Origin of the sequence: Variovorax guangxiensis (assembly GCF_003952165.1) — a bacterium.
GTDB classification, from domain to species: domain Bacteria; phylum Pseudomonadota; class Gammaproteobacteria; order Burkholderiales; family Burkholderiaceae_C; genus Variovorax; species Variovorax guangxiensis.
Map to the genome: position 1 here is coordinate 320,943 of NZ_RXFT01000002.1, position 24,989 is coordinate 345,931.

Genomic DNA, 24,989 nt, shown 5'->3' on the forward strand with positions numbered 1-24,989 from the left:
ACTCCGCGTCCTCCAAAGCCATGCTCTGGCGGTGCCTCCGGCGCACCGTGCGCGGGGGCGGAAAGGACTTTCCATGAATTCGACGTCGCCCCTCGAACAGCCTGCGGCCATGCGCGCGAGCGGATCGCCCAAGGTGCTCTGGGCCGTGATCGGCGTGCTGGCCATCGCGGTCGCGGCGCTGGGCGGGGTGCTGCTGCACAGGCAAGGGCAGGAAACGGCCGCGCCTGCATCCACGCCCGTGGCCGCCGCGGCGACCGCCCCGGCGCCCGACGACTTCAAGCCCGAAGCCATGCCGCCCGCGCCCGCCATGCCGCCGCCTGCCGTCGGTGGCTACGCTGGTGCAGCCGGCACGGCCCCGCGGTCGATGGCCGCCGTGCCGCAGGCGGCGCCCGCTCCCGCGAACTCGACGACAGTTGCGGCTGCCGAGCCTGCGCCCGCCATGCCGGCCGCGCCCGCTTGCGCGGTCTGCGGCCGCGTCGAGTCGGTCCGTCCGGTGCAGCGCCAGCAGAAGACCACTGGCGTGGGCGCGGTCACTGGCGGCGTGGTCGGCGGCCTCGTCGGCAACCAGTTCGGCCACGGCAACGGCCGCGTCGCCACCACGGTGCTGGGCGCCGTGGGCGGCGGCTTCGCGGGTAACGCCATCGAGAAGCACGTGCGCACCGTCACCGTCTACGAGGTGGGCGTGCGCATGGACGACGGCCGGCTGCGCACGGTCGAGACGAAGACCGCGCCGCCGATCGGCAAGCCGGTCACGCTGCAGCGCGGCGTGCTGCGCCCGGCCGACGGCCACAAGTAGGCCGGCGGGCCTCCTGCGGGGCCAGGGCCGCGCGCCCTGCGCCGCCGCCTCCGTATCACAGAAGAACACGGCGCAAAAGAGCGCTTGCCCCAAAAGTATCTTGACCGTATATCCTTAATATATTTAGAGTGCGGCGTTTTCCACCGCACATCCGAAGGAGCGATCAAGTGAGCAATCCCCGCTGGCAGGGCGTCTTTCCCGCCGTCACCACCAAGTTCAACGCCGACGAGAGCATCGACGCCGAGGGCACGGCCCGGCACATCGACTTCCAGATCCGCAACGGCATCCACGGCCTCGTCACCTGCGGCTCGCTCGGCGAGGCCAGCACGCTGACGCTGGAGGAGAAGCTGCAGGTCGCGAAGATCGCCTTGGAGGCCGCCGACGGCCGCATCCCCGTGCTGGCCAACGTGTCGGAAACCAGCACCCGCGAGGCGCTGCGCTACGTCGACGGCGCCAACAGGCTCGGCGTGGCCGGCTTCATGGTGATGCCCTCGGTGATCTACGTGGCCGACGCGCGCGAGGCAATGCTCAACGTGCGCACCATCGCCAACGCGGCGCAGAAACCCATCATGGTCTACAACAACCCGGTGGCCTACCGCGTCGACCTGAAGCCTGCGCACATGGCCGAGCTGGCCGACTGCGAATGGATCGCCGCCATCAAGGAAAGCACCGACGACATCCGCCGCATCACCGACCTGCGCAACACCGTGGGCGACCGCTACCAGCTCTTCCTCGGCGTGGACGACCTCGCCTACGAGGGCCTGGCGCTGGGCTGCGACGGCCTGCTGGCCGGCGTGGGCTGTGCCTTCCCGCGCGAGACCGTGGCGCTCTACGACCTGATGAAGGCCGGCAAGTTCGCCGAAGCGCTCAAGCTCTACCAGTGGATGACGCCCATGCTGCACCTCGACGTGTCGACCAAGCTGGTGCAGAACCTCAAGCTCATCGACGTGCTCGTGGGCGTGGGCACCGAGCACATGCGCCGCCCGCGCCTGCCGCTCATCGGCGCCGAGCGCGAGTTCATCGAAGGCATCGTGAAGAAGGCGCTCGCGACGAGGCCTGTTCAATACCAGTCGGTCATGTAATAAACCGACGGCGCGCCGGCACCGGCTTACCGGTCGGCTGCCGGCCGCGTGTTTTTCATCGTCCCCAACCCAGCAGGAAGAAGCATGAAGACAAAAGCAGGCATGGTTTCGTTTCTCGGTCTCGCAGCCCTGGCCCTCGCCGGCCAGGCGCATGCGCAGGAGCAGGTGGTCAAGATCGGCCACAGCGGTCCTCTCTCGGGCCCCAACGCCTTCGCGGGCAAGGACAATGAAAACGGCGTGCGCCTCGCCATAGAGGAGCTCAACGCGAAAAAGCTCGTGGTCGGCGGCAAGACGCTGAAGTTCGAGCTGGTCTCGGAAGACGACCAGTGCGACGCCAAGACCGGCGTGAGCGTGGCGCAGAAGTTCGTGGACGACGGCGTCAAGTTCGTCATGGGCCCGTACTGCTCGGGCGTGGCCATCCCGGCTTCGCGCGTCTACAGCGACGGTGGCACCATGGTCTCGACCGTGGGCACCAACCCGAAGGTCACCCAGGGCGGCTACAAGAACCTCTACCGCATCATCGCGAGCGACAACCAGATCGGCGGCGCCATGGCCGTGTATGCGGCCAAGGAGATGAAGCTGAAGAAGGTCGGCGTGATCGACGACCGCACCGCCTTCGGCCAGGGCCTCGCCGAGGAATTCACCAAGGAGGCGAAGAAGCAGGGCCTCACCGTGGTCGGCCAGGAGTTCACCACCGACAAGGCCGTGGACTTCACCGCCATCCTCACCAACATGAAGGCCAAGGCGCCCGAGGCCATCTTCTTCGGCGGCTACGCGCCGCAGGCCGCGCCCATGGCGCGCCAGATGAAGCAGCTCGCGGTGCCCGGCAAGCTCCTGGGCGGCGACACCGTCTGCAGCCCCGCCACCGGCAAGCTCGGCGGCGACGCGGTCAACGACCTGGTGTTCTGCGCGCAGGGCGGCTCGATCCTCGAGAAGGCGCAGAGCGGCCCGGCCTTCAAGGAGAAGTTCAAGAAGCGCTTCAACGTCGATCCCGACGCGTACGCCGCCTCGTACTACGACCAGGTGCTCTTCATCGGCGAGTCGATGAAGAAGGCCAACTCCATCGACCCCGACAAGGTCGGCGCGGAGCTCTACAAGGCCACCTACAAGGGCGTGGCCGCCACCTACGCCTACGACGACAAGGGCAACATGAAGCAGGCGCCGATCACCGTGTTCACCTTCAAGAACGCGGCGCCGGTGCCCATCGCCAGCTACTGAAGCAGAAAGAACGGACCACGCCACATGCAGCGCATCCAGGTCATCGACTCACACACGGGCGGCGAGCCCACGCGCCTGGTGATCGGGGGATTTCCCGACCTGGGCAAGGGCAGCATGGCCGAGCGCCGCGCGCTGCTGGCCGAGCGGCACGACAAGTGGCGCGCCGCCGCCGTGCTGGAGCCGCGCGGCAGCGACGTGGTGGTGGGCGCGCTGCTGTGCGAGCCCGTCTCGGCCGATGCGGCTGCGGGCGTCGTCTTCTTCAACAACGCCGGCTACCTGGGCATGTGCGGCCACGGCACCATCGGGCTGGTGGCCAGCCTCGCGCACATGGGGCGCATCGGCGTCGGCGAGCACCGCATCGAGACGCCCGTGGGCACCGTGACCACCACGCTGCACGATGACGGCTCGGTGAGCGTGCGCAACGTGCCCGCCTACCGGCACCTGCGGCAGGCGGCGGTCGAGCTGCCGGGCCACGGCACCGTGCGCGGCGACGTGGCCTGGGGCGGCAACTGGTTCTTCCTCGTGAGCGAGCACGGCCAGCGCGTGGCGAGCGACAACCTCGCCGCGCTCACCGACTACACCGCCGCCCTGCGCAAGGCCCTGGCGGCGCAGGGCATCACCGGTGCCGACGGCGCCGAGATCGACCACATCGAACTCTTCGCCGACGACAGCGAGGGCGCCGACAGCCGCAACTTCGTGCTGTGCCCCGGCAACGCCTACGACCGCTCGCCCTGCGGCACCGGCACCAGCGCCAAGATCGCCTGCCTCGCGGCCGACGGCAAGCTCGCGCCGGGCGAGGTGTGGAAGCAGGCCAGCGTGATCGGCAGCGTCTTCGAGGCCAGCTATGCGCTCGACGGCGAAGGCCGCGTCATTCCCACGCTGCGCGGCCGCGCGCACATCAGCGCCGAGGCGACGCTGCTGATCGACGACGCCGACCCCTTCGGCTGGGGCATCCGGCTCTGACATCGGGCGCAGCGGGCGGAATGGACGCGGACGTCATCGTCATCGGCGCCGGCATCGTCGGCGCCGCGTGCGCGCATGCGCTCGCTCAAGCCGGCGCGAAGGTGCTGGTGCTCGACGCGGGCATCGGCGGCGCCACCGGCGCGGGCATGGGCCACCTCGTGGTGATGGACGACAACCCGGCCGAGCTCGAGCTGAGCCGCCGTTCGATCGCGCAATGGCGCGAGCTCGCGCCGCGCATGAGCGAAGACTGCGCATACAGCCCCTGCGGCACGCTGTGGATCGCCGCCAACGACGAGGAGATGGCCGAGGCCGAACGCAAGCAGCATCGGCTTCGAGCGCACGGCATCGATAGCCGCCTGCTCGACGCGCACCAGCTCGCGGCCGCCGAGCCCGCGCTGCGCAAGGGCCTCGCCGGTGCGCTCGAAGTGCCGGGCGACGGCATCCTCTACGCACCCAACGCGGCGCGCTGGCTGCTCGCGCAGCAGGCGGCATCGGTCCGCATCGAGCAGGCGAAGGTCGACGCGATCGAGGAAGACGGCACCCTGCGCCTCGCCGACGGCAGCCGCCGCGCCGCGTCGCAGGTCGTGCTCGCCAACGGCATCCAGGCGACCACGCTCTGCCCCGAACTGCCGATCCGTCCGAAGAAGGGCCACCTGCTCATCACCGACCGCTATCCGGGCACGGTGCATCACCAGCTCGTCGAGCTCGGTTACGTCACCAGCGCGCACCACAGCGAGGGCGACTCGGTCGCCTTCAACGTGCAGCCGCGTCCCACGGGGCAGCTGCTGATCGGCTCCTCGCGCCAGTTCGACACCACCGACGCGGCCGTGGAAGCGCCGATGCTGGCGCGCATGCTCCAGCGCGCCCTGGACTACCTGCCGGGGCTCGCCAACCTCAACGCGCTGCGTTCGTGGACCGGCATGCGCGCGGCCTCGCCCGATGGCCTGCCGTTGCTGGGCAAGCACCCATGGCGCGAGAAGCTCTGGCTCGCCGTCGGCCACGAAGGCCTGGGCGTGACCACCGCGCCCGGCAGTGCGCATTTGCTCGCCGCGCTGATGACCGGCGCGGCACCCGGTTTCGACGCCGCACCCTATGCGCCGCGCGGCCTGCGGGAGGCCGCATGAACAACGGCCACACCCTGCTGAACATCGACGGCCATCCGGTCCGCGTGCAGGCAGGCAGCTCGGTCGCCGCCGCGCTGCGCGTGGCCGGCGGCATGGGCGTCGCGCGCACGTCGGTCACGGGCCAGCCGCGCGCGCCCTTCTGCGGCATGGGCGTGTGCCAGGAGTGCCGCGTGCTCGTCGATGGCCGGCGCAGGCTGGCCTGCCAGACGGTGTGCGCCGAGGGCATGCGCGTGGAGACATCGGAATGAACGGCGTCGTGCCCGAGCGCTGTGACGTGCTCGTCATCGGCGCCGGTCCGGCCGGCATGGCGGCGGCTGTTGCGGCCGCACCGAGCGGCGCATCGATCGCCGTGATCGACGACAACCCCGCGCCCGGCGGACAGATCTGGCGCGACGGCCCCGGTGCCAGGCTGCCGCCCGCTGCGCGCAAATGGCGCGATGCGCTCGAACGCCACGCCAACATCCGCTTGCGCAGCGGCACGCGCGTGGTCGCGGCGCCCTCGCCCGGCGAGTTGCTGCTCGAAGACGCCGACGGCGCCGTACGCATGCGATGGGGCAAGCTCGTCCTCTGCACCGGCGCGCGCGAACTGCTGCTGCCCTTTCCCGGCTGGACGCTGCCCGGCGTGACCGGGGCTGGCGGCCTGCAGGCGCTCATCAAGGCCGGCCTGCCGGTCGAGGGCGAGCGCATCGTCATCGCGGGCAGCGGCCCTCTGCTGCTGGCCGCCGCAGCCACCGCGCGCGCGGCGGGCGCGAGGGTGCTGCGCATCGCCGAGCAGGCTTCGTTCGCCTCGGTCGCGCGCTTCGGCGCCAGCCTCGCGCGCTGGCCCGGCAAGGCGGCACAGGCCGTCACGCTGGCCGACCCTTGCTATCGCACTTCGTCGCACGTGGTCTCGGCGGGTGGCGCCTTGCAGGTCGAGTCGGTGCGCCTGCGCCGAGGTAACGGCAAGGAGATGGAGATCGCCTGCGACCGCATCGCCTGCGGCTTCGGCCTGGTGCCCAACACGCAGCTCGGCCGCATGCTCGGCTGCGCGCTGGCTTCCGACGGCTTCAGCGCGCGGGGTTTGCAGGTCGATGCGCGGCAGGCCACCAGCGTGCCCGGCATCTTCGCGGCGGGCGAGTGCACCGGCTTCGGCGGCAGCGAGCGTGCGCTGGCGCAGGGCAGCATCGCCGGCCATGCGGCGGTGGGCAACGAGCGTGCCGCCGCCGCCCACGAAGGCGAACGCGTCCGCTGGGATGCCTTCGCCGCGCAGCTGCACCGCAGCTTCGCGCTGCATGCCGACATCCGCACCTTGCCCCAGCCCGACACGCTCGTGTGCCGCTGCGAGGACGTGCCTTTCTCCGCGCTGCAGGACTGCAGCGGCTGGACCGACGCCAAGCTGCACCGCCGCTGCGGCATGGGCGCCTGTCAGGGGCGCGTATGCGGTGACGCGGCGCAGTTCCTTTTCGGATGGACACCGCCAGCGCCGCGCCCGCCGCTGTCGCCGGTGCGCATCGCCACGCTCGCTGGCCTCGCGGGCGAAGGCGCGGACGTCCGACAATGACGCCGCCGCATCCGCAGAACAAGACCATGGCCTCCCCGAAGAACACCGTCGCACCCCGTCCCCAGCCGAAGCGCCGCGCCGCCGACGAGGCCTACGACGCCATCGAGACGCTGTTGTCCACCATGCAGCTGCAGCCCGGCAGCCAGATCGTCGAGGCCGAACTCGCCGAGCGCACCGGCCTGGGCCGCACGCCGGTGCGAGAGGCGCTGATGCGCATGGTGTCCATCGGCCTCATCGTGCAGCAGCCCCGGCGCGGGCTGCTGGTGTCGGCCATCGACCTGGCCGACCACCTGGACGTGATCCAGACGCGGCGGGTGCTCGAACTGCTGATCGCCGCCTGCTCGGCGCGCCGCGCCACCGCGCGGCAGCGCCAGGAGATCGTGCGCTGCGCCGAGGCGATGGTCGAGGCCGCGGGCCGTGGCGACCTCAACGACTACATGCAGGCCGACCGCGCGCTGGATCTCGTCAACCACCAGGCGAGCCACAACGACTCGGCGGTGCGCGCGGTGATCCCGCCCATCGTGCAGTGCCGGCGCTTCTGGTACGCCTACCAGCACGAGGGCGAGATCGTCGAGGGCGCGAACGCGCACCTGCAGCTGGCGCGCGGCATCGCGACGGGCGACGAAGCGGCCGCCACGGCTGGCGCCAACCGGCTGATGGACTACCTCGAAGTCTTCGCGCGCAAGATCATCGACAACTAGCAAAAGAGAAAAAAGCAGGCCGAAGGACTTCGTTCGCTGCCCCGGCACCCCGGGCAGCTGCCCGGGCCACGGCCGCAGCCTGGCCTTTTTTCAGCGCACGCCCGCCGGCGCGGTGCGCACCGTCGGCGGCTGCGCGCCGCGCTGCGCATGCTGGCTCAGCCAGATGCTCGCGATCACGATGAAGATGCCCAGCACCTGCCACGTCGAGAGCGCCTGGCCGAGCAGCGCCCAGCCGAGGATCACCGCCGTCACCGGGCTCAGGAAGGCCAGCGGCGCGACGGTCGATGGCTCCAGCCGCGCCACGCCGCGGAACCACACGATGTAGGTCAGCGCGGCGCCCACCAGGCCGAGCCAGCCGAAGCCGATCCAGTTGTGCAGCGTGAGCGCGGGCAGCGGCGGCTCCAGCAGCAGCGCCACCGGCAGGAGCAGAAGGCCGCCGGCGGTGAGCTGCCAGGCCGTGAAGGTCAGCGCCGACACCGGCGGCTGCCAGCGCCGGCTCAGCACCGTGCCGAAGGCCATCGACACCGCCGCGGCGATCGCGGCCGCGATGCCGAGCGCGTCGAGCGCCGCGTTCGGCGTCAGCACCAGCAGAGCCACCCCGCCGATGCCGACCACCGCCGCCACCACCGACAGCGCGCGCACCTGCGAACCGAGGAAGAAGCTGGCCAGGAACACCACCATCAGCGGCTGCACCGAGGTGATGGTGGCCGCTACCCCGCCCGGCAGCCGGTAGGCCGCGAGGAACAGCATCGCCCACAGCACCGAGAAATTCAGCGCGCCCAGCAGCAGGATGCGGCCCCACCATGCGCGTTCGGGCAGCTGCCGCACGATCGCGAGCAGCAGCAGGCCGGCAGGCAGCGCGCGAAGCAGCGCCACCGTCAGCGGGTAGTTGGCGGGCAGCAACTCGGTAGTGACGATGTAGGTGCTGCCCCAGATGGCGGGCGCCGTGGCGGTGAGGAGGATGTCGGTGGTGCGGCTGGTCATGCCTCGAATCTAGTGAGTTGACCGGCGGTTGTGAATGTCCGAATAATGAATTGATTCTTTACCGACAGTCGTCAATAAGGCATGGACCACCTCACCGCCCTCAAAGTCTTCCGCACGGCCGCCTCCAGCGGCAGCTTCGCCGGCGCCGCGCGGCAGATGGGGCTTTCGGCGGCGGCCGTCAGCAAGAACATCGCGGAGCTGGAGGCGCATCTGAAGGTGCGGCTCATCAACCGCACCACCCGGCAGATGAGCCTGACGGAGGCCGGCGCGGCGTACCACGAGCGGCTGTCGCGCATCCTCGACGAACTTGCCGAGGCCGACGCCGCGCTGGCGCCCATGGGCAGCAGCCCCGGCGGCGTGCTGCGCGTGAGCGCGCCGCTGACCTTCGCGCTCACCCTGCTGTCGCCGGCCGTTCCCGAGTTCATGGCCCGCCACCCGAACCTGCGGCTGGAGCTGAACCTGCAGGATGCCCGCGTCGACATCATCGGCGAGGGCTACGACCTCGCCATAAGGGGCAGCGACCGGCTCGAGGATTCGAGCCTCGTCGCGCGCGAGCTCATGGCCATGGACCACGTGCTGTGCGGCGCCCCCGCCTACTTCGCCACCGCCGGCCGGCCCGGACAGCCCGGCGACCTGAAGCACCACGAGTGCGTGCAGTTCACGCTCTCGGGCCACGCCAACAAATGGACCTTCGCGCGCGCCGGCCGCAGCGTGTCGGTGCACATCGACGGGCGCTACAAGGTCGGCTCCAGCATCGCCGTGCGCGACGCCCTGCTCGCGGGCTTCGGCCTGAGCCTCGTCCCGCGCATCTATGTCGAGGGCGAGCTGGCCTCGGGACGGCTCGAGGCGGTGCTCGAAGACTGGGAGGCCGACCGCACGCCGATCTATGCCGTATACCCCTCGCGTCACCTCGCGGCGAAGACGCGCGCCTTCGTCGATTTCCTGGTCGAGCGGCTCTCGGGGCGCTGACCGTTCAGCAGCCTGCCGATGGGCGTGCGGCGCACCAGCAGCTGGTAGCTCGCGAGCGCCGCCAGCGAGGTGGCCGCGATGTTCAGCCCCATCTTCGCGACCGCGCCGAGCGGCGCATGGAACAGCAGGACGCCGAAGCCCACGGTGCCCAGCATGTGCACCAGGTACACCCAGTACGAGCTTTGCGACAGGTAGGCCAGCACCGCGTTCTGGCGCGGCAGGTAGCGCACGAAGCCGCCGATCAGCGCCATGCTCCAGAGCCACGCGGTGGCGTTGTAGGCGAAGGCGATCCAGAACTCCGGGTGCGGCACGCGATGCAGGCTGCCGCCGCGCGAGGCGCCCAGCAGCAGCACGGTTGCAACGAGGAAGGCGAGGCCCGCCGCCGCGCAGCCCTTGCGCCGCGCCGCGAACAGCGCCAGCAGCCGCTCCTGTTGGCCATGCACGTACCAGCCGGCCACGAAGAAGAGGCCGCTCTGCATCCATTCGGCCAGCGGCGGCAGGAACGAGCCGCTTTCCGTGACTATGCCCGACGGATAGAGCATGCCTACAAAGGCCAGCGGCAGCGCCAGCACCGCGAAACCCCAGCGTCGCGCCATCAGCCCGGTGAAGCCGGAGGCCAGCGCTTCGCGTAGCCGCGCCGGCACGAAGCGCCGGACCCGCATGCCGGCCCACGCCAGCACGCTGAGCCAGAACAGCTGGTACAGGAACCACAGGTGCATGGTGTTGAAGGGCGAGCCGCCGGCCTGCCGCGCGGGTGTCAGCGCGACGTCGATGCCCGGCACGCCGCGCACCGTCAGGTGGATGTAGACCATCGCCAGCACCGTGGTTGCCACGAAAAGCGGCGGCCAGAAGATCGCGAAGGGCAGCGCGAGCCGCAGGCAGCGGTTCTTCAGCATGCCGTTCGCGCCGCGCCGCTCGGCCAGCAGCGCCACGAAGAAGCCGGCCAGCACGAAGAACACCGGCATGCGGAAGCTGTGGATGAACAGCAGCAGCAGGTCGGCCACCGGCGACGTCTTCGGATCGCGCCACGGCAGCGGCGAGTCGATGGTGAGATGGTTGATCGCGACGTGCAGCACGATGCCGAGCCACATCATGAGGGCGCGGAGGTTGTCGAGCGCGTGCAGCCGCTGGGGGGCCTGGGTGGTGTGTGCGTTGTTCATGCGGCCACTGTCGGGCCTCACGCAACGTCAGGGTCAAGCGCTGCGCGGGGCCGTCGCGGGATTCATCGCGCGCAGCAGGTAGTCGCGCACCGCAGGCGTGGTGACGGCGGTGGCCTGCAGCACCGGTTCGGCCGCCATCGCCTGCATCAGCCGGGCGCCGATGCCGGGGTCGTGGTCGGTGAAGGCGTCGAACAGGCGCGCCCATTCGCGCGCGATGGCCTGCACGGCTTCGTCCTCGGGCGGAACGTCGCGCGCCTGCAGGGCAGCGAGTTCGGCCGCGAGCCGCCGCCATTCGTCCTCGGGCGGCGGGCCCAGCCGCGCGAAGTCGTCGGTGCGCATGTGGCGCAGCAGCGCGGCCATGCGGATGCCGATGGCCTCGCCGATGTAGTCGACCAGTTCCGTGGACGGCCCGTCTTCGCGGCGCGCCACGGGTTCGCGGCGGTACATCTCGCCCCAGCGCGTGACGAGGTCGTAGTTGCCGTCCATCCACTGGCCCATCAGCGTCATCCAGCGCGCGGCCAGCGGCTGCACTTCCAGCGAGTCGGCAGGCACGCCCCGCGCCATCAGCGCAGCCACCTCGGCCACCAGCGGCGGCCAGCGCTCGGCCACGAGCTTCCAGTTGGCCATGAGCGACCGTATCTCGGCAGGGCTGAAGTAGCGGCCGTAGGTGGTCATCTGCTCCAGCGTGGCGAGCCAGTCCTTCATGTCGGGCTGGGCGCCTTCGGCCAGGCGCTGCTCGAGCAGGCCGAGCCGTTCGCGCAGGGCGGTGGCCTGCGCGATCTGCTGGTCGAGCGAAGCCATCTGGCGCTGGAGTATGGATGGCAGCACATCGCTTTCCGTGCCGAGCACCGCGCCGATTTCCGCCAGCGGCAGGCCCAGCAGCCGCAGCGCCTGGATGGCATGCAGGCGGGCGATGTCGGCCGCGTTGTAGAGCCGGTAGCCGGCCTCGGAGCGCGCGGAGGGCGCCAGCAGGCCGATGGCGTCGTAGTGGTGCAGCGTGCGCACCGTGAGGCCGGTGTGCCGGGCGAGTTCTCCGACCTTCAGCAGCACGGTGGTCGCTCCTGCGGTTTCAGCTGGCGTCGGATTTCGGTTCGGGCAGCTCGGGGTCTTCCCAGCCCAGCAACTCCGCCAGCCGCCGCACGACCCAGGCGGCCTCGGCCGCCGACACGCCCGATTCGGGTGCCAACAGGCCGGCGTGGATGCGCCGCAGGATCTCGCCTTCGACCGGCACCTCGGTGTGGTGCTGGATCTGCGCATGGCCCACGAGGTGGCTGGCGAGGTCCTCGCAGATCTCGTAGCGCTCGCGCACCACGCCGATGGGCTCGCTCAGGCGCTGGCGCGCATCGGTGTAGACCGCGAAGAACGAGGGCGGGATGAGGATCTGGTTGTCGTCGGACATCGCGGGTCTCGGGGGAAGGCTCGGGGCGGCGCGCCCCAATGACAAAACGCGCCCTGGGGCGCGTTCGTCGTGGCTCCTTCGGGGAGCCGGCTGGCCGAAGGCCGGATCAGCCGCCCTTCTTGGCGCGCTTGCCGGGGTTCTTCTTGCTGCGCGTGGCGGTGCCGCGTTCGAGGCTGACCTTCTGGCCGCCACCGGAGCGCGGCACGGTGTAGCCGGGCAGCGGCGTCGGCTTCGGGGTGGCAACGCGTTCGGCTTCGGTACGGAATGTCTTGGGCATGAAAAGCTCGGGTAAAAGTGAATGTTCGAACCTGCAATTAGGCCACATCGGGAATTTCACATGCCAATAACCGCAACGGCGGGTGGTGTCGGACGCGCGCGCTTCGTTTCTGGCTCGCTGATGCGCCATGTCTGCGTGATGGCCGGCACGGGCGCCATCGGGCTGATCGCGGTGTTCGCGGTCGACCTCATCAACCTGTTCTACATCTCGCTGCTGGGCGAGAAGGAGATCGCCGCGGCGATCGGCTTCGCGGGCGTGGTGGGCTTCTTCCATGCGTCGCTGTGCATCGGCCTGACCATCGGCATCGCGGCGGTGGTGTCGCGCACCGTGGGCGCGGGGCGCGCCGAGGATGCGCGCCGCATCGGCACCTCGAGCCTCGTGCTGATGACGGCGCTGGCCGTGGTGGCCGGCACGGGCACCGCGTTCTTCCTGCATCCGGCGCTGCACGCGCTCGGCGCCCAGGGTGAGACGGCGCGGCTCGCGCATCGTTACCTCTCGGTGACGGTGCACACGCTGCCGCTGCTGGGCATCGGCATGGCGACTTCGGCGCTGCTGCGCTCCATCGGCGATGCGCGCCGCGCGATGACGGTGACGCTCGGCGGTGCCTTCGTGACGGCGGTGCTCGACCCGATCCTGATCTTCGGCTTCGGCCTGGGGCTCGACGGCGCGGCCATCAGCGCGGTGGTCTCGCGCATCGTGCTCGCGGCCGTCGGCCTGCACGGCGTGATCGTGCGGCACCGCATGCTCGGGCGCTTCGAGCCGCACAGGCTCACCGACGATGCGCGCGCGCTCGGCACGGTGGCGGCGCCGGCGGTGCTGACGAATCTCGCGACCCCGGTGGGCGCGGCCTTCGTCACGCATTCGGTCGCGCAGTTCGGCCCCTCGGCCGTGGCGGGCGCGGCCACCATCGACCGGCTGACGCCCGTGGCCTTCGGGCTGGTCTATGCGCTCAGCGGCGCGGTCGGGCCGATCCTCGCGCAGAACCTGGGCGCGGGGCAGTACCGCCGCGTGCAGGAGGGCCTGCGCGACAGCCTGCTCTTCATGGTGGTGTCGGTGGCCGTGGCGTGGCTGGTGCTGGCGCTCGGGCAGGGCGTGATCATCCGCGCGTTCTCGGCCGACGGGCAGGCGGCGCAGCTGATCTCGCTCTTCTGCAGCTGGCTGGCCGCGAGCTTCTTCTTCGCGGGCGGGTTGTTCGTGGCGAACGCCTCGTTCAACAACCTCGGGCATCCGCTGCTGTCGACCGCGTTCAACTGGGGGCGCGCCACGCTGGGCACCATTCCGTTCGCCTGGTGGGGCTCGCACTATGGCGCGGCCGGGGTGCTGATCGGCCAGGCCGTGGGCTCGTCGATCTTCGGGCTGCTGGCGGTGATCGTCGCGTTCCGGCTGGCTGCGAAGCTGGCGCGGCAGGAGGTGCCGGCAGGCGCGGCCCCGGCGCTCGACGCGCCGGTGGCGCCGACCTCGCCGCAGGCGGCTACTGCTCCAGCAGCCGCACCTTGACCGACTTGCCCTTCACGCGGCCGCTGGAGAGCTTGCGCACTGCTTCCGCCGCGATGGCGCGGTCCACCGCTACGTAGGTCGAGAACTCGTTGACGTTGATCTTGCCGACCTGCTCCTTGGCATAGCCGCATTCGCCGGTCAGCGCGCCTAGCACGTCGCCGGCGCGGATCTTCTCCTTGCGCCCGCCCACGATCTGCAGCGTGGCCATCGGCGGCTGCAGCGGCGCGCCCTTGCCCGGCGTGAGTTCCGTCAGCGGGTGCCATTCGGATTCGCGGCCCTGCAGCTGCTCGATCTTTCCGACGCTGCCCATCTCGTCCATGCTCGCCAGGTTCAGCGCCAGGCCTTCCGAGGCGCCCTGCTGCCCCACGCGGCCGGTGCGGCCGACGCGGTGGATGTGCACTTCGGCATCGGGCGTCACGTCGACGTTGATCACGGCTTCGAGCTGTGCGATGTCGAGCCCGCGCGCCGCCACGTCGGTGGCCACCAGCACCGAGCAGCTGCGGTTGGCGAACTGCACCAGCACCTGGTCGCGCTCGCGCTGCTCCAGCTCGCCGAAGAGGGCCAGCGCGCTGAAGCCCTGGCCGCGCAGCACCTCGACGAGGTCGCGGCACTGCTGCTTGGTGTTGCAGAAAGCCAGCGTGCTCACGGGGCGGAAGTGGTCGAGCAGCAGGCTCACGGCGTGCAGGCGCTCGTGGTCTGCCACCTCGTACCAGCGCTGGCGGATCTTGCTGCCTTCGTGCTGCGACTGCACCGCGATCTGCTCGGGGCTCTTCATGAACTGCTGCGCGAGCTTCGCGATGCCTTCGGGGTACGTGGCCGAGAACAGCAGCGTCTGGCGCGCCGATGGGCACTGGCGCGCCACCTTCACGATGTCGTCGAAGAAGCCCATGTCGAGCATGCGGTCGGCCTCGTCGAGCACCAGGGTGTTGAGCGCTTCGAGGTCCAGGTTCCCGCGCTCGAGGTGGTCCATGATGCGCCCCGGCGTGCCCACCACGATGTGCGCGCCGTGCTCCAGGCTGGCCACCTGCCCGCGCAGCGCGACGCCGCCGCAGAGCGTGACCACCTTGATGTTCTCCTCGGCGCGCGCGAGGCGGCGGATCTCGGTCGTGACCTGGTCTGCCAGTTCGCGCGTCGGGCACAGCACCAGCGCCTGCACCGCGAAGCGGCGCGGGTTCAGGTTGGCCAGCAGTGCGAGGGCGAAGGCGGCGGTCTTGCCGCTGCCGGTCTTGGCCTGCGCGATCAGGTCCTTGCCGAGCAGCGCCGGCGGCAGCGCGGCCGCCTGGATCGGCGTCATCTGCGTGTAGCCGAGCTGCGTGAGGTTGGCCAGCATCTGCGGCGAGAGCGCCAGCGCGGAGAAGCCGTTGTTCTTGTCGCCGTTGCCGGCCGTGGAATCGGGGGTGGTCATGGTTCGATGGCCGGCGGGACGCACGAATGACAAAGGCCTTGCGGCACCCATGGCGGGCGTCGCAAGGCCTTCGGTCGGTGGCGTATCAGCGGCGGGGTGCGTTGTTGTTGCCGGAGCCGGAGTTCGTCGGCGGTGGGCCGCGGCGCTCCAGGTGGCGGAAGGTGATGCGGCCCTTGGTCAGGTCGTAGGGCGAGAGTTCGAGCGACACCTTGTCGCCGGCCAGGATACGGATGTGGTGCTTGCGCATCTTGCCGCCGCTGTAGGCGATCAGCTGATGGCCGTTGTCCAGCGTGACGCGGTAGCGCGAGTCCGGCAGGACTTCGGTCACCGCGCCGTTCATTTCGATCAGTTCTTCCTTTGGCATCTGTGCTTACCTCTGAATCGTTCGTTCGATGTGTGTTGGAGATTGAATTGGTGTGATTGTTTCAGCCCGCGCACGGGAGCGCGAGACGGACGCGCGATTCGCTTCAACAGGAACGACGGCAGTGGTGGCCATCATGGGCGCCGGTCTGGCGCTCCAACACACTGTGAATGCCGGCTTGCCGAGCGGGAGGCCGGAGAGTCCGGGAGCAGCGCAGCTTGCAGGCGGGATTGACGAAATTCTTCGTCGTGGTATCGAAACGAACCCGACATTATAGCTTGCGGGGCATGACAGTTGCTTGTCTTAAAACAACGCCCAAAAGAAAAAGGCCCCGAAGGGCCGTTGTGCAAGCGCTATTTGCTATCGAAAGCATAGCTTCGCAGGAGTGGCGCCAGCCGCGCGCGCCCGGCGTGCGGCGCGCAGCAGCAGCATCAGGCCGGCGAACTGGCAGGCCGCGCCCACCCAGCCCACCGTGCCGACGCCGAACAGCCCGATCGCCACTCCGCCCAGCCCCGAACCCGCCGCGATGCCCAGGTAGATCGCCGAGGCGTTGAGCGACAGCGTCATCGGCGCGCGCTCCGGCGCCAGCCGGATCAGCCGCACCGCCTGCGCCGGCCCGAAACCCCAGCCCGCGAAGCCCCAGAGCGCCGACAGGCCCACGATCGCCGGCAGCGCCAGCCCGCGCGGCAGCATCTGCGCGGCGAACGACAGCCCGCCCAGGATCAGCACCAGCATCAGCGCGAAGCCCTGCGCCATGCGGTCGGCGCCGAAGCGGTCGGTGGCCCAGCCCCCGGCCGCCGTGCCGATGGCCGCCGCCAAGCCGATGGCGAAGAACACCGCGCCCGTGCCTTCCGCGCCGAAGCCCAGCGTGTGCGAGAGGAAAAGCGCGATGTAGGTGTAGAAGCTGAAGCCGCCCGTGGCCCACAGCAGGCTGACCAGCAGCCCTGGCAGCACGCCCGGTTCGCGGGCGATGGCGAAGGCCGGTGCGCGCTTTTCGGCGACCGGTGCCTGCGCCAGTTCGCGCGGCAGCCCCAGCGCGAGGCCCCAGGTGGCGAGCGCCGCCACCGCCGCGATCAGCAGGTAGGCCGTGCGCCAGCCGCCCCAGCCCGCGATCCACGCGCCCAGTGGCACGCCGAGCGCCACCGCCACCGTGCCGCCGCCGGTCACGATGGCCAGCGCCCGGCCGCGCAGCGCGGGCGACACCATCGCCGCCGCCACTGCGCTCGCCGTCGGCAGGAACACGCCGGCCACCAGCCCCAGCGCGACGCGCGCCAGCGCCAGCTGTACGAAGCCGTGCGCCATCGAGGCCGCCAGCGTCAGCCCAGAGAAGGCCGCGAGGCTGACAACCAGCAGCCGGCGGCGGCCGAAGCGCGCCAGCAGCGCGGCCATCAGCGGCGAGCCGATCGCATAGCTCAGCGCGAACAGCAGCACCAACTGCCCGGCGCGCGCGGCGCTGATCTGCAGGTCGGCTGCCAGCACCGGCAGCAGCCCCGCGACCATGAAGCTCTCGGTGCCGATGGCGAAGGCGCCCAGCGCGAGCCAGCCCAGGCTCAGCGGCAGGCGCTCGGCCGGTTGCGGCGCGGAGGAGGAAGAGGAAAGAGCCGTGTTGTTCATGACGATGACTCCGTGGAAAGTGTGTTCAGTGCCTCCAGAATAGGTTTGCAAGTGGCTCTTCAAAAGAACCACAATCGGCGAATTTCATGGAGCCACTTTTCGAACTCGCCATCCGCCTGCCGGCCGCCGGCTCGCGCGACCTGCTGCGCGAGCTGCACCGCCAGCTGCGCGGCGCCATCCTCGACGGCCGGCTGCAGCCCGGCGCGCGCCTGCCCGCCACGCGGGCGCTGGCGCAGCGGCTGGGCGTGTCGCGCAACACCATGCTGGCGGCCTACGACCTGCTGCTGGGCGAGGGCTACCTGCTCGCGCGGCCCGGTGCCGGCACCTACGTGGCCGACACGCTGCCGGTGTCCCGGCGGCGCGCCGCTCCCAAAAGAGCGCTGGCCGCCGGCCGCGATCCCCGCCTCGTACCGGCGAGCGTCCCCGGCGCCGACCTCGCTCCCACCCTGCAGCCGCCGCCCGCGCGCGACGACTTCCGCGTCGGCCTGCCCGACGTGAGCCTCTTCCCCTTCGACATCTGGCGCCGCCTGAGCGACCGCGCCCTGCGCCGCGTCGCGCGCCAGACGGCCGACTACGCCGACCCGCAAGGCCAGCCCGCGCTGCGCGAAGCCATCGCCGGGCATGTGTCGTTCACCCGCGCGGTCGGTTGCACCGCCGACGACATCGTGGTCACGGCCGGCGCCCAGCAGGCCTTCGGGCTGCTCGCGCGCATCCTGGTCGTGCCGGGGCGCACCGTGGTCGCGGTGGAGCAGCTTTTCTATCCCTCGCTGCGCGAAGCGATGCTGGCGGCGGGCGCGCGGGTGGTGACGGTGCCCACCGACGCCGAGGGCCTGTGCGTGGAGCGCATTCCGCCCGAGGCGCGCGTGGTCTGCGTGACGCCCTCGCACCAGTTCCCCACCGGCGTCGCGATGTCGCCGCAGCGCCGCGCCGCGCTGCTGGCTTTCGCACGCGAGCGCAACGCGGTGATCGTCGAGGACGACTACGACAGCGAATTCCGCTTCGCCGGCCGCCCGCTCGACGCGCTGCAGACGCTGGACCGCGCCGAGTCGGTCTTCTACGTCGGCACCTTTTCCAAGAGCCTGTTCCCCGCGCTGCGGCTGGGCTTCGTGGTCGCGCCGCCCTGGGCCCGCGCGGCGCTGGTGCGATCGCGCGAACTGGCCGACTGGCACGGCCCCGTGCTCGGGCAGGAGGCGCTCGCGGCCTTCATCGCCGAGGGGCATCTCGCGCGCCACATCCGCAAGATGCGCAAGCTCTACGGCGCGCGGCGCACCGCCCTGCTGGAGGCATTGGCGCGCCACGGCGCGGGCCGGCTCGAGACGATTCCGTCGAGCGCCGGCCTGCATCTGTCGGCACGGCTGCATGGCGACACGCGCGACTTCACCGTGGTCGAGCGCGCCGCGGCGGCCGGCATCACGCTGCCGCCGCTGTCGCGCTTCGCGCTCGATCCGCTGGCGCCCGGCACGCCTAACGGGCTGGCCTTCGGCTACGGGCTGATCGGCGAGGCGCAGATCGACGGTGCGATCCGGCGGCTTGCGGGGCTGCTGTAGCTAGGCCCGGTCCAGCGGCAGTTGCGTGGTGAACTTGGTGGTCGACAGCACCACGTCGCTCGAATAGTTCTCCAGCTCCAGCGCGTCGCCCAACTGCTCCTGCGCGAAGGCCTGGTATTCGGGCAGCGAGCGCGCGCAGATCACGAGCACGAAGTCGGTGTCGCCCGCCACGCAGTGGCACTGCAGCACCTGCGGCAGCGCGTGCACCTTGCGTTCGAAGGCCTGTATCGCCTCGCGCGTGGTGCTGCGCAGCGACACGCGCGAGATCACCAGCACCGGAAAGCCCACGCGCGCGGCGTCGAGGATCGCCACCTCCTCGCGGATCACGCCCGCGCGCCGCAGCCGCTGCACGCGCTTGAGGCACGCCGAGGGCGAGAGGTTCACGCGCTCGGCCAGCGTCTGGTTCTGCAGGCCCGCGTCGGCCTGCAGCTCGGCGAGGATGCTCTGGTCGATGCGATCGAGATCGAGGGTGCCGGTCTTCATGGTGCCGCCAGTGTGGCGCAACGCCCGTGCAATCGGATGCGCTTTGGGGCCTGCACAACGACACCGGATTCTCCGGCCGCTGGATACGCTGCCCCCATCCCCACGAAAAGGAGCATCCGATGGCAGAAGGCGCAACCTACGACCCGGCGGCCGCCAGGCACCTCGTGCGCTACGGCATGGGCCTGAGCCCGCACGTGATCGTCAAGGCGCGCGGCGCCACGCTGTGGGACCAGCACGGCCGCGAGATCCTCGACTTCACCTCCGGCCAGATGTGCGCCACCATCGGCCACAACCATCCGCGCATCGTCGCGGCCATCCAGAAGGCCTGCGAGGGCGCGCTGCACCTCTACAGCGGCTTCGTCGGGCCGGCGGTGCCGGCGCTGGCCGGGCGGCTGGCGTCGATGCTGCCGCCGTCGCTGTCGAAGTCGCTTTTTCTTTCCACCGGCGGCGAGGCCAACGAGGCGGCGGTGCGCATGGCGCGGCTGGCCACCGGCCGCTACGAGATCGTGGGCCTCAACGGCGGCTGGCACGGCGTGACCGGCGGCATCGCCTCGCTCACCTTCGCCGGCAGGCATCACGTGGACTACGGGCCGCGCAAGCCCGGCACCATGTCCATTCCGGCGCCCAACTGCTACCGCTGTCCGGTGCGCCACTGCCGCGATGCCTGCGACACCACCTGCCTCGACGTCGGCTTCGACATGGTCGACGCGCAATCCAGCGGCTCGCTCGCCGCCTTCATCGCAGAGCCGGTGCTCAGTTCGGGCGGCGTGATCGTGCCGCCCGGGGGCTACTTTCCCAAGCTCAAGGAGAAGTGCCGCGAGCGCGGCATGCTGCTGATCCTCGACGAGGCGCAGACCGCCTTCGGCCGCATGGGCGCCAACTTCGCCTTCGAGCAGGCCGATGTGGTGCCCGACATCCTCACCGTGTCGAAGACGCTGGGCGGCGGTGTCGCCATCGGCGCGGCCATCACCAGCGAGGCCATCGAGCAGGACTGCCACGACAAGGGCTTCGTGCATGTCACCTCGCACGTGTCCGACCCGCTGCCGGCCGAAGTCGCGCTGGCCGTGCTCGATGTGCTGGAGGAAGAAGCCCTCGCCCGCCGCGCGGCCGAAATGGGCCGGCGCCTGCGCCAGGGCCTGGAGACGCTGAAGGCTCGCCACGAGGTGATCGGCGACGTGCGCGGCCACGGCCTGCTGCAGGGCGTCGAACTCGTGAAGGACCGCGAGACCCGCGAGCCCGACGCCGAGCGCGGCCGGGCCATCACCGACGCCTGCATGGAGCGCGGCCTGAGCATGAACATCGTGTCCGTCGGCGGCATGGCGGCGGTGTGGCGCATCGCGCCGCCGCTGAACGTGAGCGAAGCCGAGCTCGACCGCGGCCTCGAAATACTCGACGACGCGATCCGGTCGACTTCCTAGCCGCCTCTAGCCGATCCCCAGCATCCGCTTGTTCGCCGCCACGTCCACTCCGCCAGCGGCGAAGTCGTCGAAGGCGCGGTCGGCCACGCGGATGATGTGGTCGGCGATGAACTTCGCGCCCTCGCGCGCGCCGTCCTCGGGGTGCTTGATGCAGCACTCCCACTCCAGCACCGCCCAGCCCGGGAAGTCGTGCTGCGCCATCTTCGAGAAGATGGCCTTGAAGTCGACCTGTCCGTCGCCCAGCGAGCGGAAGCGTCCTGCCCGGTTGATCCAGCTCTGGAAGCCGCCGTACACGCCCTGCTTGCCGGTCGGATTGAACTCGGCATCCTTCACGTGGAAGATCTTGATGCGCTCGTGGTAGTGGTCGATGTAGGCCAGGTAGTCGAGCTGCTGCAGCATGAAGTGGCTCGGGTCGTACAGCAGGCAGGCGCGCGGGTGGTTGTTCACGCGCTCCAGGAACATCTCGTAGCTCACGCCGTCGTGCAGGTCTTCGCCGGGGTGGATCTCGTAGCCCACGTCCACGCCCACGGCGTCGAAGGCGTCGAGGATGGGGCGCCAGCGGCGCGCGAGCTCGTCGAAGGCTTCCTCGATCAGTCCCGGCGGGCGCGGCGGCCACGAATAGAGGTAGGGCCAGGCCAGCGCGCCCGAGAAGGTCGCGTGCGCCGTGAGCCCGAGGTTGGCCGAGGCCTTCGCCGCGAAGTGCAGCTGCTCGACGGCCCACTGCTGGCGCCGCACCGGGTCGCCGCGCACCTCGGGCGCCGCGAAGCCGTCGAAGCCCGCGTCGTAGGCCGGGTGCACCGCCACCAGCTGGCCCTGCAGGTGGGTCGAGAGTTCGGTGATCTGCAGGCCGTGGCCCGCCAGCGTGCCCTTCACCTCGTCGCAGTAGGTCTTGCTTTCGGCCGCCTTCTCGAGGTCGAACAGGCGGGCGTCCCAGCTCGGGATCTGCACGCCCTTGTAGCCCAGGCCGGCGGCCCAGCCGGCAATGCCGTCGAGGGTGTTGAAGGGGGCGGCGTCTCCCGCGAACTGGGCCAGGAATATGGCTGGGCCCTTGATGGTTTTCATCGGCTTGTCTTCCTTGTACGTTGGGGCAGCGTTGAAAGCATACTTGGCGTGTCGTCCGACCCCGCGCGAGAGGCCAACGAGCCAAAATGGACTTTCCTTTCCGCATCACCCGTCCGGTTGCCACCGACGACAGTCCAGCGATGACACAACCTGTTTCCGCCAGGCTCAAGATCGGCCTGTCCGCCTGCTTCTCGCATGCCGACCCGGCCCGCTCGCTCTTCACCAACAAGACCCTGCAGTACGTCGAGCAGTCGATCGCGCACTGGCTCATGTCCGCTGGCGCCATGGTCGTGATGGTGCCCTGCCCCACCGGCGAGACCGCGCGCGGCGACACCAAGCTGTCGCACTACGCCGAGTGGCTCGACGGCGTGGTGATGCACGGCGGCGCCGACGTCTGGCCCGGCAGCTACGGCGAGGTGCCACTGAAGGACGCCTGGATCGGCGACCGCATCCGCGACCTCTACGACCTGGCGCTGGTCGAAGCCTTCGAGCAGGCCGGCAAGCCAATCTTCGGCGTGTGCCGCGGGCTGCAGCTCATCAACGTGGCCTTCGGCGGCACGCTCTACCAGGACATCGAGGAGCAGCACGGGCACCCCCAGACGCTGAAGCATCGCGACCCCGTGACCTACGACCAGAACTTCCACGACATCGAGATCGTCGAGGGCACGCGGCTTTCCAAGCTTTATCCGCACGTACGCACGGCGCGCGTCAACAGCATCCATCACCAGGGCATCAAGGGGCTCGCGCCGGGCTTCGAGATCGAGGCCTGGAGCCTGCCCGACCGCGTGCCCGAGGCCATCCGCCGCCGCCCCGAGAAGGGCCGCAGCTACATCTCGGCCACCCAGTGGCACCCCGAGTTCCACAAGTACGGCAGCACCGAGACGGTGGACGACACGCCGATCCTGCACGACTTCCTCTGGGCCTGCGCCACCGCCAAGGTCGCGCCCAAGACCACGCCGCGCTCCGGCCCCGGCAAGATCCGCGACCGCGCCGCGCGGGTGCTGCGGCAGGCGCTGCTGCGGCGCTGACGCTGCAGCCCTCTCTTCGGGCAGCTCGACGAGGTTCGAAGGCTAAGGCCGGGCTACGAAGGTCGCAGCCGGCATGCCCGCTCTCCAGAAAGCCTCGTCACGTACAGGCGTGCCCCAGGCCTCCAGGTAGTCCAGCACCATGTCCCGCGTCAGACGATCCCTGACCAGCCTCGATGCATAGCGTTCCATCTGCTCGAATGCCAGCGGGCTGCCCTCCTGAAGGAATTCCCAACGCTCGTCCTTCATCGCCCGCACCATGCGCCTCGGCTTGCCGTCCGCATCAACTTCGAAGGAGTTGATCTGGTCCTCCGCCTGCTGTGAGGTGCTTCGCACCTCGGCAACCTCGAACAGGAACTGGGCGCAGTACGAGCGAAAGAAGTAGTCGCTCGAAGCGGCGTGCGGCATGAACGCCGTGAGGTGCGGCGCGGCTTCCGGCGTCCAGAGCAGCATGGTGGAGCCTTCTCCGCTGTACGACTGGGACGGAAAGACAAATGGCGTGGCGGACACCTTCACCCTCATGGAGGGATAGTCGTCGAAGGCGCGCGCCACCTCGCTCAGGGGGGCGCGAACGACGACGAGGTCGAAATACGATCGGTCCAGCACAGTCACATCGGCTCCAGACAGGCGGGGCGTCGCTCGAGTCCCGCCGCGCAGTGGTCATGCGGGCGATTCTCGGGCTTGTGTCGCCTCGTGGCGGCCGTGACCTTCTTTTCTTCAGCGCCAGGCGGCGTGCAGCAGCGCGGCAGGGTCGGAGGTGCCGGCGCTGATGCCAGTCACCGGCCCCCAGTCGGGATCGAACCGGCTCGACAGGAAAGCGGCCGATTCTTCTGCGCTTGCGTGCTCCAGCATCAGGCAGGCCTGCGCGGCCAGCACCAGGCGCTGCGTGAAGCGGCGGGCCTGCGGCTCCAGCTCCTGCGGCAGCAGCTGCGTCATCTTGCGCACGGCCTGCAGCGCGTCCTGCACGCGGGGCTCGCCGGTGGCGACTTCATGCAGCTGGTCGAGCACGAGGTGCACGTCGTCGGGATTGCGCGAGACGGCGCGCAGCACGTCCAGGCACATCACGTTGCCCGAGCCTTCCCAGATCGAGTTGACGGGCGCCTCGCGGAAGAGCCGGCCCATCGGGCCCTCTTCCACGTAGCCATTGCCGCCGAACACTTCCATCGCCTCGCCGGTGAAGGCCACCGCGCGCTTGCAGTTCCAGAACTTGGCCGCCGGCGTGAGCAGCCGGCGCCAGGCCGTGTCCAGCGGCGCCGTCGAGCCGAAGCGCGAGGCCAGGCCCATCGCCAGCAGCGTGGCGGCCTGCGACTCGAGCGCCATGTCGGCCAGCAGCGCGGTCATCACCGGCTGGTCGGCCAGGGCCTTGCCGAAGGCATGGCGGTTGCGCGCGTAGTGCAGCGCCTGCGCGAAGCCCTGGCGCATGAAGCCGGCGCTGGCCAGCGCGCAATCGAGCCGGGTCACGGTCGCCATCTCGATGATGGTCGGGATGCCCCGGCCTTCGTCGCCCACGAGCACGCCCCAGGCGTCCTTGAACTCGACCTCGCTGCTGGAGTTGGAGCGGTTGCCGACCTTGTCCTTCAGCCGCTGGATGTGCACCGCGTTCTTGCCGCCGTCGGGCCGCCAGCGCGGCACGAAGAAGCAGGAGGAGCCGTGCTCGTCGGTCTTGGCCAGCACCAGGTGGCCGTCGCACATCGGCGCGGAGAAGAACCATTTGTGGCCGGTGATGAGGAATTCCTCGCCCCAGGGGCCGCTGCCGGCAGGTGCGGCGCGCGTGGTGTTCGTGCGCACGTCGCTGCCGCCCTGCTTCTCGGTCATGCCCATGCCGACGGTGATCGAGGTCTTGCCCCCGAGCGGAATGTCGCGCGCGTCGTGCTCGTTCGACGCCAGCTTGTCGCGCAGCGCGGCATACAGCGCCGCGTTGCGCCGCACCACCGGGATGCAGGCCTTGGTCATGGTGGTCGGGCAGGTCGAGCCCGATTCGATCTGGCTGTGCATGTACAGCGACGCGCCGTAGCCCACCCAGGCCGAGGGCCGCTCGTCGAAGAACGGCAGGTTGGCGATGCCGTTGCGCCGGGCGATGCCCATCATCGTGTGCCAGGCGGGGTGGAAGCTCACCTGGTCGATGCGCTCGCCGGTGCGCGAGTGGGTGTGCAGCTCGGGCTCGTGGCGGTTGGCGTCTTCCGCGGCGCGCAGCGTGGCCTCTGCGCCGTACTCCGCGCCCTGGCGCGCCAGTTCCTCGTCGCGCCATGCGGCACCGCCGCGCGCCACCGAGGCGCGCAGCGTGGGGTCGCTGGTGTAGACGTTGTAGTCCTTGAGTTCGGGGACCTGGTTGTCGGGGTGGATGCCGGTGGTGGTCATGCTTGT

At 70.3% G+C, this 24,989-nt stretch carries 25 protein-coding genes; 13 read left to right on the plus strand and 12 right to left on the minus strand.

Annotation, left to right across the window (positions count from 1 at the left end):
• Positions 1-73 precede the first annotated feature (73 nt).
• From EJP67_RS07065 to EJP67_RS07100, 8 genes are all read left to right on the plus strand, one after another.
• Positions 74-796, plus strand: coding sequence for an outer membrane lipoprotein (locus EJP67_RS07065; RefSeq protein ID WP_126020990.1), 723 nt, complete (start codon positions 74-76; stop codon positions 794-796).
• A gap of 167 nt (positions 797-963) precedes the next feature.
• Complete coding sequence (locus tag EJP67_RS07070) at positions 964-1,878, plus strand: dihydrodipicolinate synthase family protein (RefSeq protein WP_126020992.1); 915 nt, start codon at positions 964-966, stop codon at positions 1,876-1,878.
• 84 nt (positions 1,879-1,962) lie between these two features.
• On the plus strand, positions 1,963-3,096 hold the full coding sequence (locus tag EJP67_RS07075; RefSeq protein WP_126020994.1) for a branched-chain amino acid ABC transporter substrate-binding protein: 1,134 nt from the start codon (positions 1,963-1,965) through the stop codon (positions 3,094-3,096).
• Positions 3,097-3,120: 24 nt separating this feature from the next.
• Entirely contained in the window at positions 3,121-4,059 is a 939-nt protein-coding gene (locus EJP67_RS07080; protein WP_126020995.1) for a 4-hydroxyproline epimerase, read from the plus strand.
• Between the two features lie 20 nt (positions 4,060-4,079).
• Complete coding sequence (locus EJP67_RS07085; protein WP_126020997.1) at positions 4,080-5,183, plus strand: NAD(P)/FAD-dependent oxidoreductase; 1,104 nt, start codon at positions 4,080-4,082, stop codon at positions 5,181-5,183.
• A complete protein-coding gene (locus EJP67_RS07090; protein WP_126020999.1) occupies positions 5,180-5,431 on the plus strand; it encodes a (2Fe-2S)-binding protein in 252 nt (83 codons plus the stop codon). The genes EJP67_RS07085 and EJP67_RS07090 overlap by 4 nt, the downstream gene beginning before the upstream one ends.
• A complete protein-coding gene (locus EJP67_RS07095) occupies positions 5,428-6,723 on the plus strand; it encodes an NAD(P)/FAD-dependent oxidoreductase (protein ID WP_126021000.1) in 1,296 nt (431 codons plus the stop codon). The genes EJP67_RS07090 and EJP67_RS07095 overlap by 4 nt, the downstream gene beginning before the upstream one ends.
• A gap of 26 nt (positions 6,724-6,749) precedes the next feature.
• A complete protein-coding gene (locus tag EJP67_RS07100) occupies positions 6,750-7,424 on the plus strand; it encodes a GntR family transcriptional regulator (protein WP_126021001.1) in 675 nt (224 codons plus the stop codon).
• A 90-nt stretch (positions 7,425-7,514) separates the two neighbouring features.
• Here the strand turns inward: EJP67_RS07100 and EJP67_RS07105 are convergent, their stop codons facing one another.
• Complete coding sequence (locus EJP67_RS07105) at positions 7,515-8,408, minus strand: EamA family transporter (RefSeq protein ID WP_126021002.1); 894 nt, start codon at positions 8,406-8,408, stop codon at positions 7,515-7,517.
• A gap of 81 nt (positions 8,409-8,489) precedes the next feature.
• On the opposite strand from EJP67_RS07105, the gene EJP67_RS07110 reads away from it, so the two are divergent.
• Entirely contained in the window at positions 8,490-9,377 is an 888-nt protein-coding gene (locus tag EJP67_RS07110) for a LysR family transcriptional regulator (RefSeq protein ID WP_126021003.1), read from the plus strand.
• Here EJP67_RS07110 and EJP67_RS07115 read toward each other — a convergent pair.
• The 4 genes from EJP67_RS07115 to EJP67_RS33555 form a co-directional block, all read right to left on the minus strand.
• Positions 9,314-10,537 (minus strand): acyltransferase family protein, encoded by a 1,224-nt coding sequence (locus EJP67_RS07115; RefSeq protein WP_126021004.1) that lies wholly within the window; start codon positions 10,535-10,537, stop codon positions 9,314-9,316. The genes EJP67_RS07110 and EJP67_RS07115 overlap by 64 nt on opposite strands.
• A 33-nt stretch (positions 10,538-10,570) precedes the next feature.
• On the minus strand, positions 10,571-11,587 hold the full coding sequence (locus EJP67_RS07120) for a MerR family transcriptional regulator (RefSeq protein ID WP_126021005.1): 1,017 nt from the start codon (positions 11,585-11,587) through the stop codon (positions 10,571-10,573).
• A 19-nt stretch (positions 11,588-11,606) separates the two neighbouring features.
• On the minus strand, positions 11,607-11,936 hold the full coding sequence (locus tag EJP67_RS07125; RefSeq protein WP_126021006.1) for a hypothetical protein: 330 nt from the start codon (positions 11,934-11,936) through the stop codon (positions 11,607-11,609).
• Between the two features lie 106 nt (positions 11,937-12,042).
• Positions 12,043-12,213: a hypothetical protein gene (locus tag EJP67_RS33555; protein WP_164546861.1), complete on the minus strand. Its 171-nt coding sequence runs from the start codon at positions 12,211-12,213 to the stop codon at positions 12,043-12,045.
• Positions 12,214-12,273: 60 nt separating this feature from the next.
• Here EJP67_RS33555 and EJP67_RS07130 point away from each other — a divergent pair, with 60 nt between their 5' ends.
• Entirely contained in the window at positions 12,274-13,710 is a 1,437-nt protein-coding gene (locus EJP67_RS07130; protein WP_126021007.1) for an MATE family efflux transporter, read from the plus strand.
• On the opposite strand, the gene dbpA is transcribed toward EJP67_RS07130, so the two are convergent.
• The 3 genes from dbpA to EJP67_RS07145 all read right to left on the minus strand — a co-directional run bounded on the left by dbpA (position 13,685) and on the right by EJP67_RS07145 (position 17,090).
• Positions 13,685-15,115 (minus strand): ATP-dependent RNA helicase DbpA, encoded by a 1,431-nt coding sequence (gene dbpA, locus EJP67_RS07135; RefSeq protein WP_126021008.1) that lies wholly within the window; start codon positions 15,113-15,115, stop codon positions 13,685-13,687. The genes EJP67_RS07130 and dbpA overlap by 26 nt on opposite strands.
• An 85-nt stretch (positions 15,116-15,200) precedes the next feature.
• Entirely contained in the window at positions 15,201-15,479 is a 279-nt protein-coding gene (infA, locus tag EJP67_RS07140; RefSeq protein ID WP_126021009.1) for a translation initiation factor IF-1, read from the minus strand.
• A gap of 357 nt (positions 15,480-15,836) precedes the next feature.
• Positions 15,837-17,090 carry an MFS transporter gene (locus EJP67_RS07145; protein WP_126021010.1) on the minus strand — a complete coding sequence of 418 codons (1,254 nt, stop codon included), beginning with the start codon at positions 17,088-17,090 and terminating at the stop codon, positions 15,837-15,839.
• An 86-nt stretch (positions 17,091-17,176) separates the two neighbouring features.
• Here EJP67_RS07145 and pdxR point away from each other — a divergent pair, with 86 nt between their 5' ends.
• Entirely contained in the window at positions 17,177-18,637 is a 1,461-nt protein-coding gene (pdxR, locus tag EJP67_RS07150) for a MocR-like pyridoxine biosynthesis transcription factor PdxR (RefSeq protein ID WP_126021011.1), read from the plus strand.
• On the opposite strand, the gene EJP67_RS07155 is transcribed toward pdxR, so the two are convergent.
• Positions 18,638-19,120 (minus strand): Lrp/AsnC family transcriptional regulator, encoded by a 483-nt coding sequence (locus tag EJP67_RS07155; protein ID WP_126021012.1) that lies wholly within the window; start codon positions 19,118-19,120, stop codon positions 18,638-18,640.
• Between the two features lie 119 nt (positions 19,121-19,239).
• Between EJP67_RS07155 and EJP67_RS07160 the strand changes: the two genes are divergently transcribed.
• Entirely contained in the window at positions 19,240-20,538 is a 1,299-nt protein-coding gene (locus EJP67_RS07160; protein ID WP_126021013.1) for an aspartate aminotransferase family protein, read from the plus strand.
• Positions 20,539-20,544: 6 nt separating this feature from the next.
• Here EJP67_RS07160 and EJP67_RS07165 read toward each other — a convergent pair whose 3' ends face one another.
• The gene (locus EJP67_RS07165; RefSeq protein WP_126021014.1) at positions 20,545-21,600 is read right to left on the minus strand and encodes a sugar phosphate isomerase/epimerase family protein; all 1,056 of its coding nucleotides are present in this window, start codon (positions 21,598-21,600) and stop codon (positions 20,545-20,547) included.
• Positions 21,601-21,740: 140 nt separating this feature from the next.
• On the opposite strand from EJP67_RS07165, the gene EJP67_RS07170 reads away from it, so the two are divergent.
• A complete protein-coding gene (locus EJP67_RS07170) occupies positions 21,741-22,628 on the plus strand; it encodes a gamma-glutamyl-gamma-aminobutyrate hydrolase family protein (RefSeq protein WP_126021269.1) in 888 nt (295 codons plus the stop codon).
• A 42-nt stretch (positions 22,629-22,670) separates the two neighbouring features.
• On the opposite strand, the gene EJP67_RS07175 is transcribed toward EJP67_RS07170, so the two are convergent.
• Positions 22,671-23,237, minus strand: coding sequence for a hypothetical protein (locus EJP67_RS07175; protein ID WP_126021015.1), 567 nt, complete (start codon positions 23,235-23,237; stop codon positions 22,671-22,673).
• A 105-nt stretch (positions 23,238-23,342) separates the two neighbouring features.
• Positions 23,343-24,983 (minus strand): acyl-CoA dehydrogenase family protein, encoded by a 1,641-nt coding sequence (locus EJP67_RS07180; protein WP_126021016.1) that lies wholly within the window; start codon positions 24,981-24,983, stop codon positions 23,343-23,345.
• Positions 24,984-24,989: the final 6 nt, after the last annotated feature.

What these genes read in the sequence shown, in the direction of transcription:
- EJP67_RS07065 (WP_126020990.1), top strand. Translation starts at nt 74, where the DNA reads ATGAATTCGACGTCGCCCCTCGAACAGCCTGCGGCCATGCGCGCGAGC.
- EJP67_RS07075 (WP_126020994.1), top strand. Translation starts at nt 1,963, where the DNA reads ATGAAGACAAAAGCAGGCATGGTTTCGTTTCTCGGTCTCGCAGCCCTG.
- EJP67_RS07080 (WP_126020995.1), top strand. Translation starts at nt 3,121, where the DNA reads ATGCAGCGCATCCAGGTCATCGACTCACACACGGGCGGCGAGCCCACG.
- EJP67_RS07085 (WP_126020997.1), top strand. Translation starts at nt 4,080, where the DNA reads ATGGACGCGGACGTCATCGTCATCGGCGCCGGCATCGTCGGCGCCGCG.
- EJP67_RS07090 (WP_126020999.1), top strand. Translation starts at nt 5,180, where the DNA reads ATGAACAACGGCCACACCCTGCTGAACATCGACGGCCATCCGGTCCGC.
- EJP67_RS07095 (WP_126021000.1), top strand. Translation starts at nt 5,428, where the DNA reads ATGAACGGCGTCGTGCCCGAGCGCTGTGACGTGCTCGTCATCGGCGCC.
- EJP67_RS07100 (WP_126021001.1), top strand. Translation starts at nt 6,750, where the DNA reads ATGGCCTCCCCGAAGAACACCGTCGCACCCCGTCCCCAGCCGAAGCGC.
- EJP67_RS07105 (WP_126021002.1), bottom strand. Translation starts at nt 8,408, where the DNA reads ATGACCAGCCGCACCACCGACATCCTCCTCACCGCCACGGCGCCCGCC.
- EJP67_RS07110 (WP_126021003.1), top strand. Translation starts at nt 8,490, where the DNA reads ATGGACCACCTCACCGCCCTCAAAGTCTTCCGCACGGCCGCCTCCAGC.
- EJP67_RS07115 (WP_126021004.1), bottom strand. Translation starts at nt 10,537, where the DNA reads ATGAACAACGCACACACCACCCAGGCCCCCCAGCGGCTGCACGCGCTC.
- EJP67_RS07125 (WP_126021006.1), bottom strand. Translation starts at nt 11,936, where the DNA reads ATGTCCGACGACAACCAGATCCTCATCCCGCCCTCGTTCTTCGCGGTC.
- EJP67_RS33555 (WP_164546861.1), bottom strand. Translation starts at nt 12,213, where the DNA reads ATGCCCAAGACATTCCGTACCGAAGCCGAACGCGTTGCCACCCCGAAG.
- EJP67_RS07130 (WP_126021007.1), top strand. Translation starts at nt 12,274, where the DNA reads ATGCCAATAACCGCAACGGCGGGTGGTGTCGGACGCGCGCGCTTCGTT.
- dbpA (WP_126021008.1), bottom strand. Translation starts at nt 15,115, where the DNA reads ATGACCACCCCCGATTCCACGGCCGGCAACGGCGACAAGAACAACGGC.
- infA (WP_126021009.1), bottom strand. Translation starts at nt 15,479, where the DNA reads ATGCCAAAGGAAGAACTGATCGAAATGAACGGCGCGGTGACCGAAGTC.
- EJP67_RS07145 (WP_126021010.1), bottom strand. Translation starts at nt 17,090, where the DNA reads ATGAACAACACGGCTCTTTCCTCTTCCTCCTCCGCGCCGCAACCGGCC.
- pdxR (WP_126021011.1), top strand. Translation starts at nt 17,177, where the DNA reads ATGGAGCCACTTTTCGAACTCGCCATCCGCCTGCCGGCCGCCGGCTCG.
- EJP67_RS07155 (WP_126021012.1), bottom strand. Translation starts at nt 19,120, where the DNA reads ATGAAGACCGGCACCCTCGATCTCGATCGCATCGACCAGAGCATCCTC.
- EJP67_RS07160 (WP_126021013.1), top strand. Translation starts at nt 19,240, where the DNA reads ATGGCAGAAGGCGCAACCTACGACCCGGCGGCCGCCAGGCACCTCGTG.
- EJP67_RS07165 (WP_126021014.1), bottom strand. Translation starts at nt 21,600, where the DNA reads ATGAAAACCATCAAGGGCCCAGCCATATTCCTGGCCCAGTTCGCGGGA.
- EJP67_RS07170 (WP_126021269.1), top strand. Translation starts at nt 21,741, where the DNA reads ATGACACAACCTGTTTCCGCCAGGCTCAAGATCGGCCTGTCCGCCTGC.
- EJP67_RS07180 (WP_126021016.1), bottom strand. Translation starts at nt 24,983, where the DNA reads ATGACCACCACCGGCATCCACCCCGACAACCAGGTCCCCGAACTCAAG.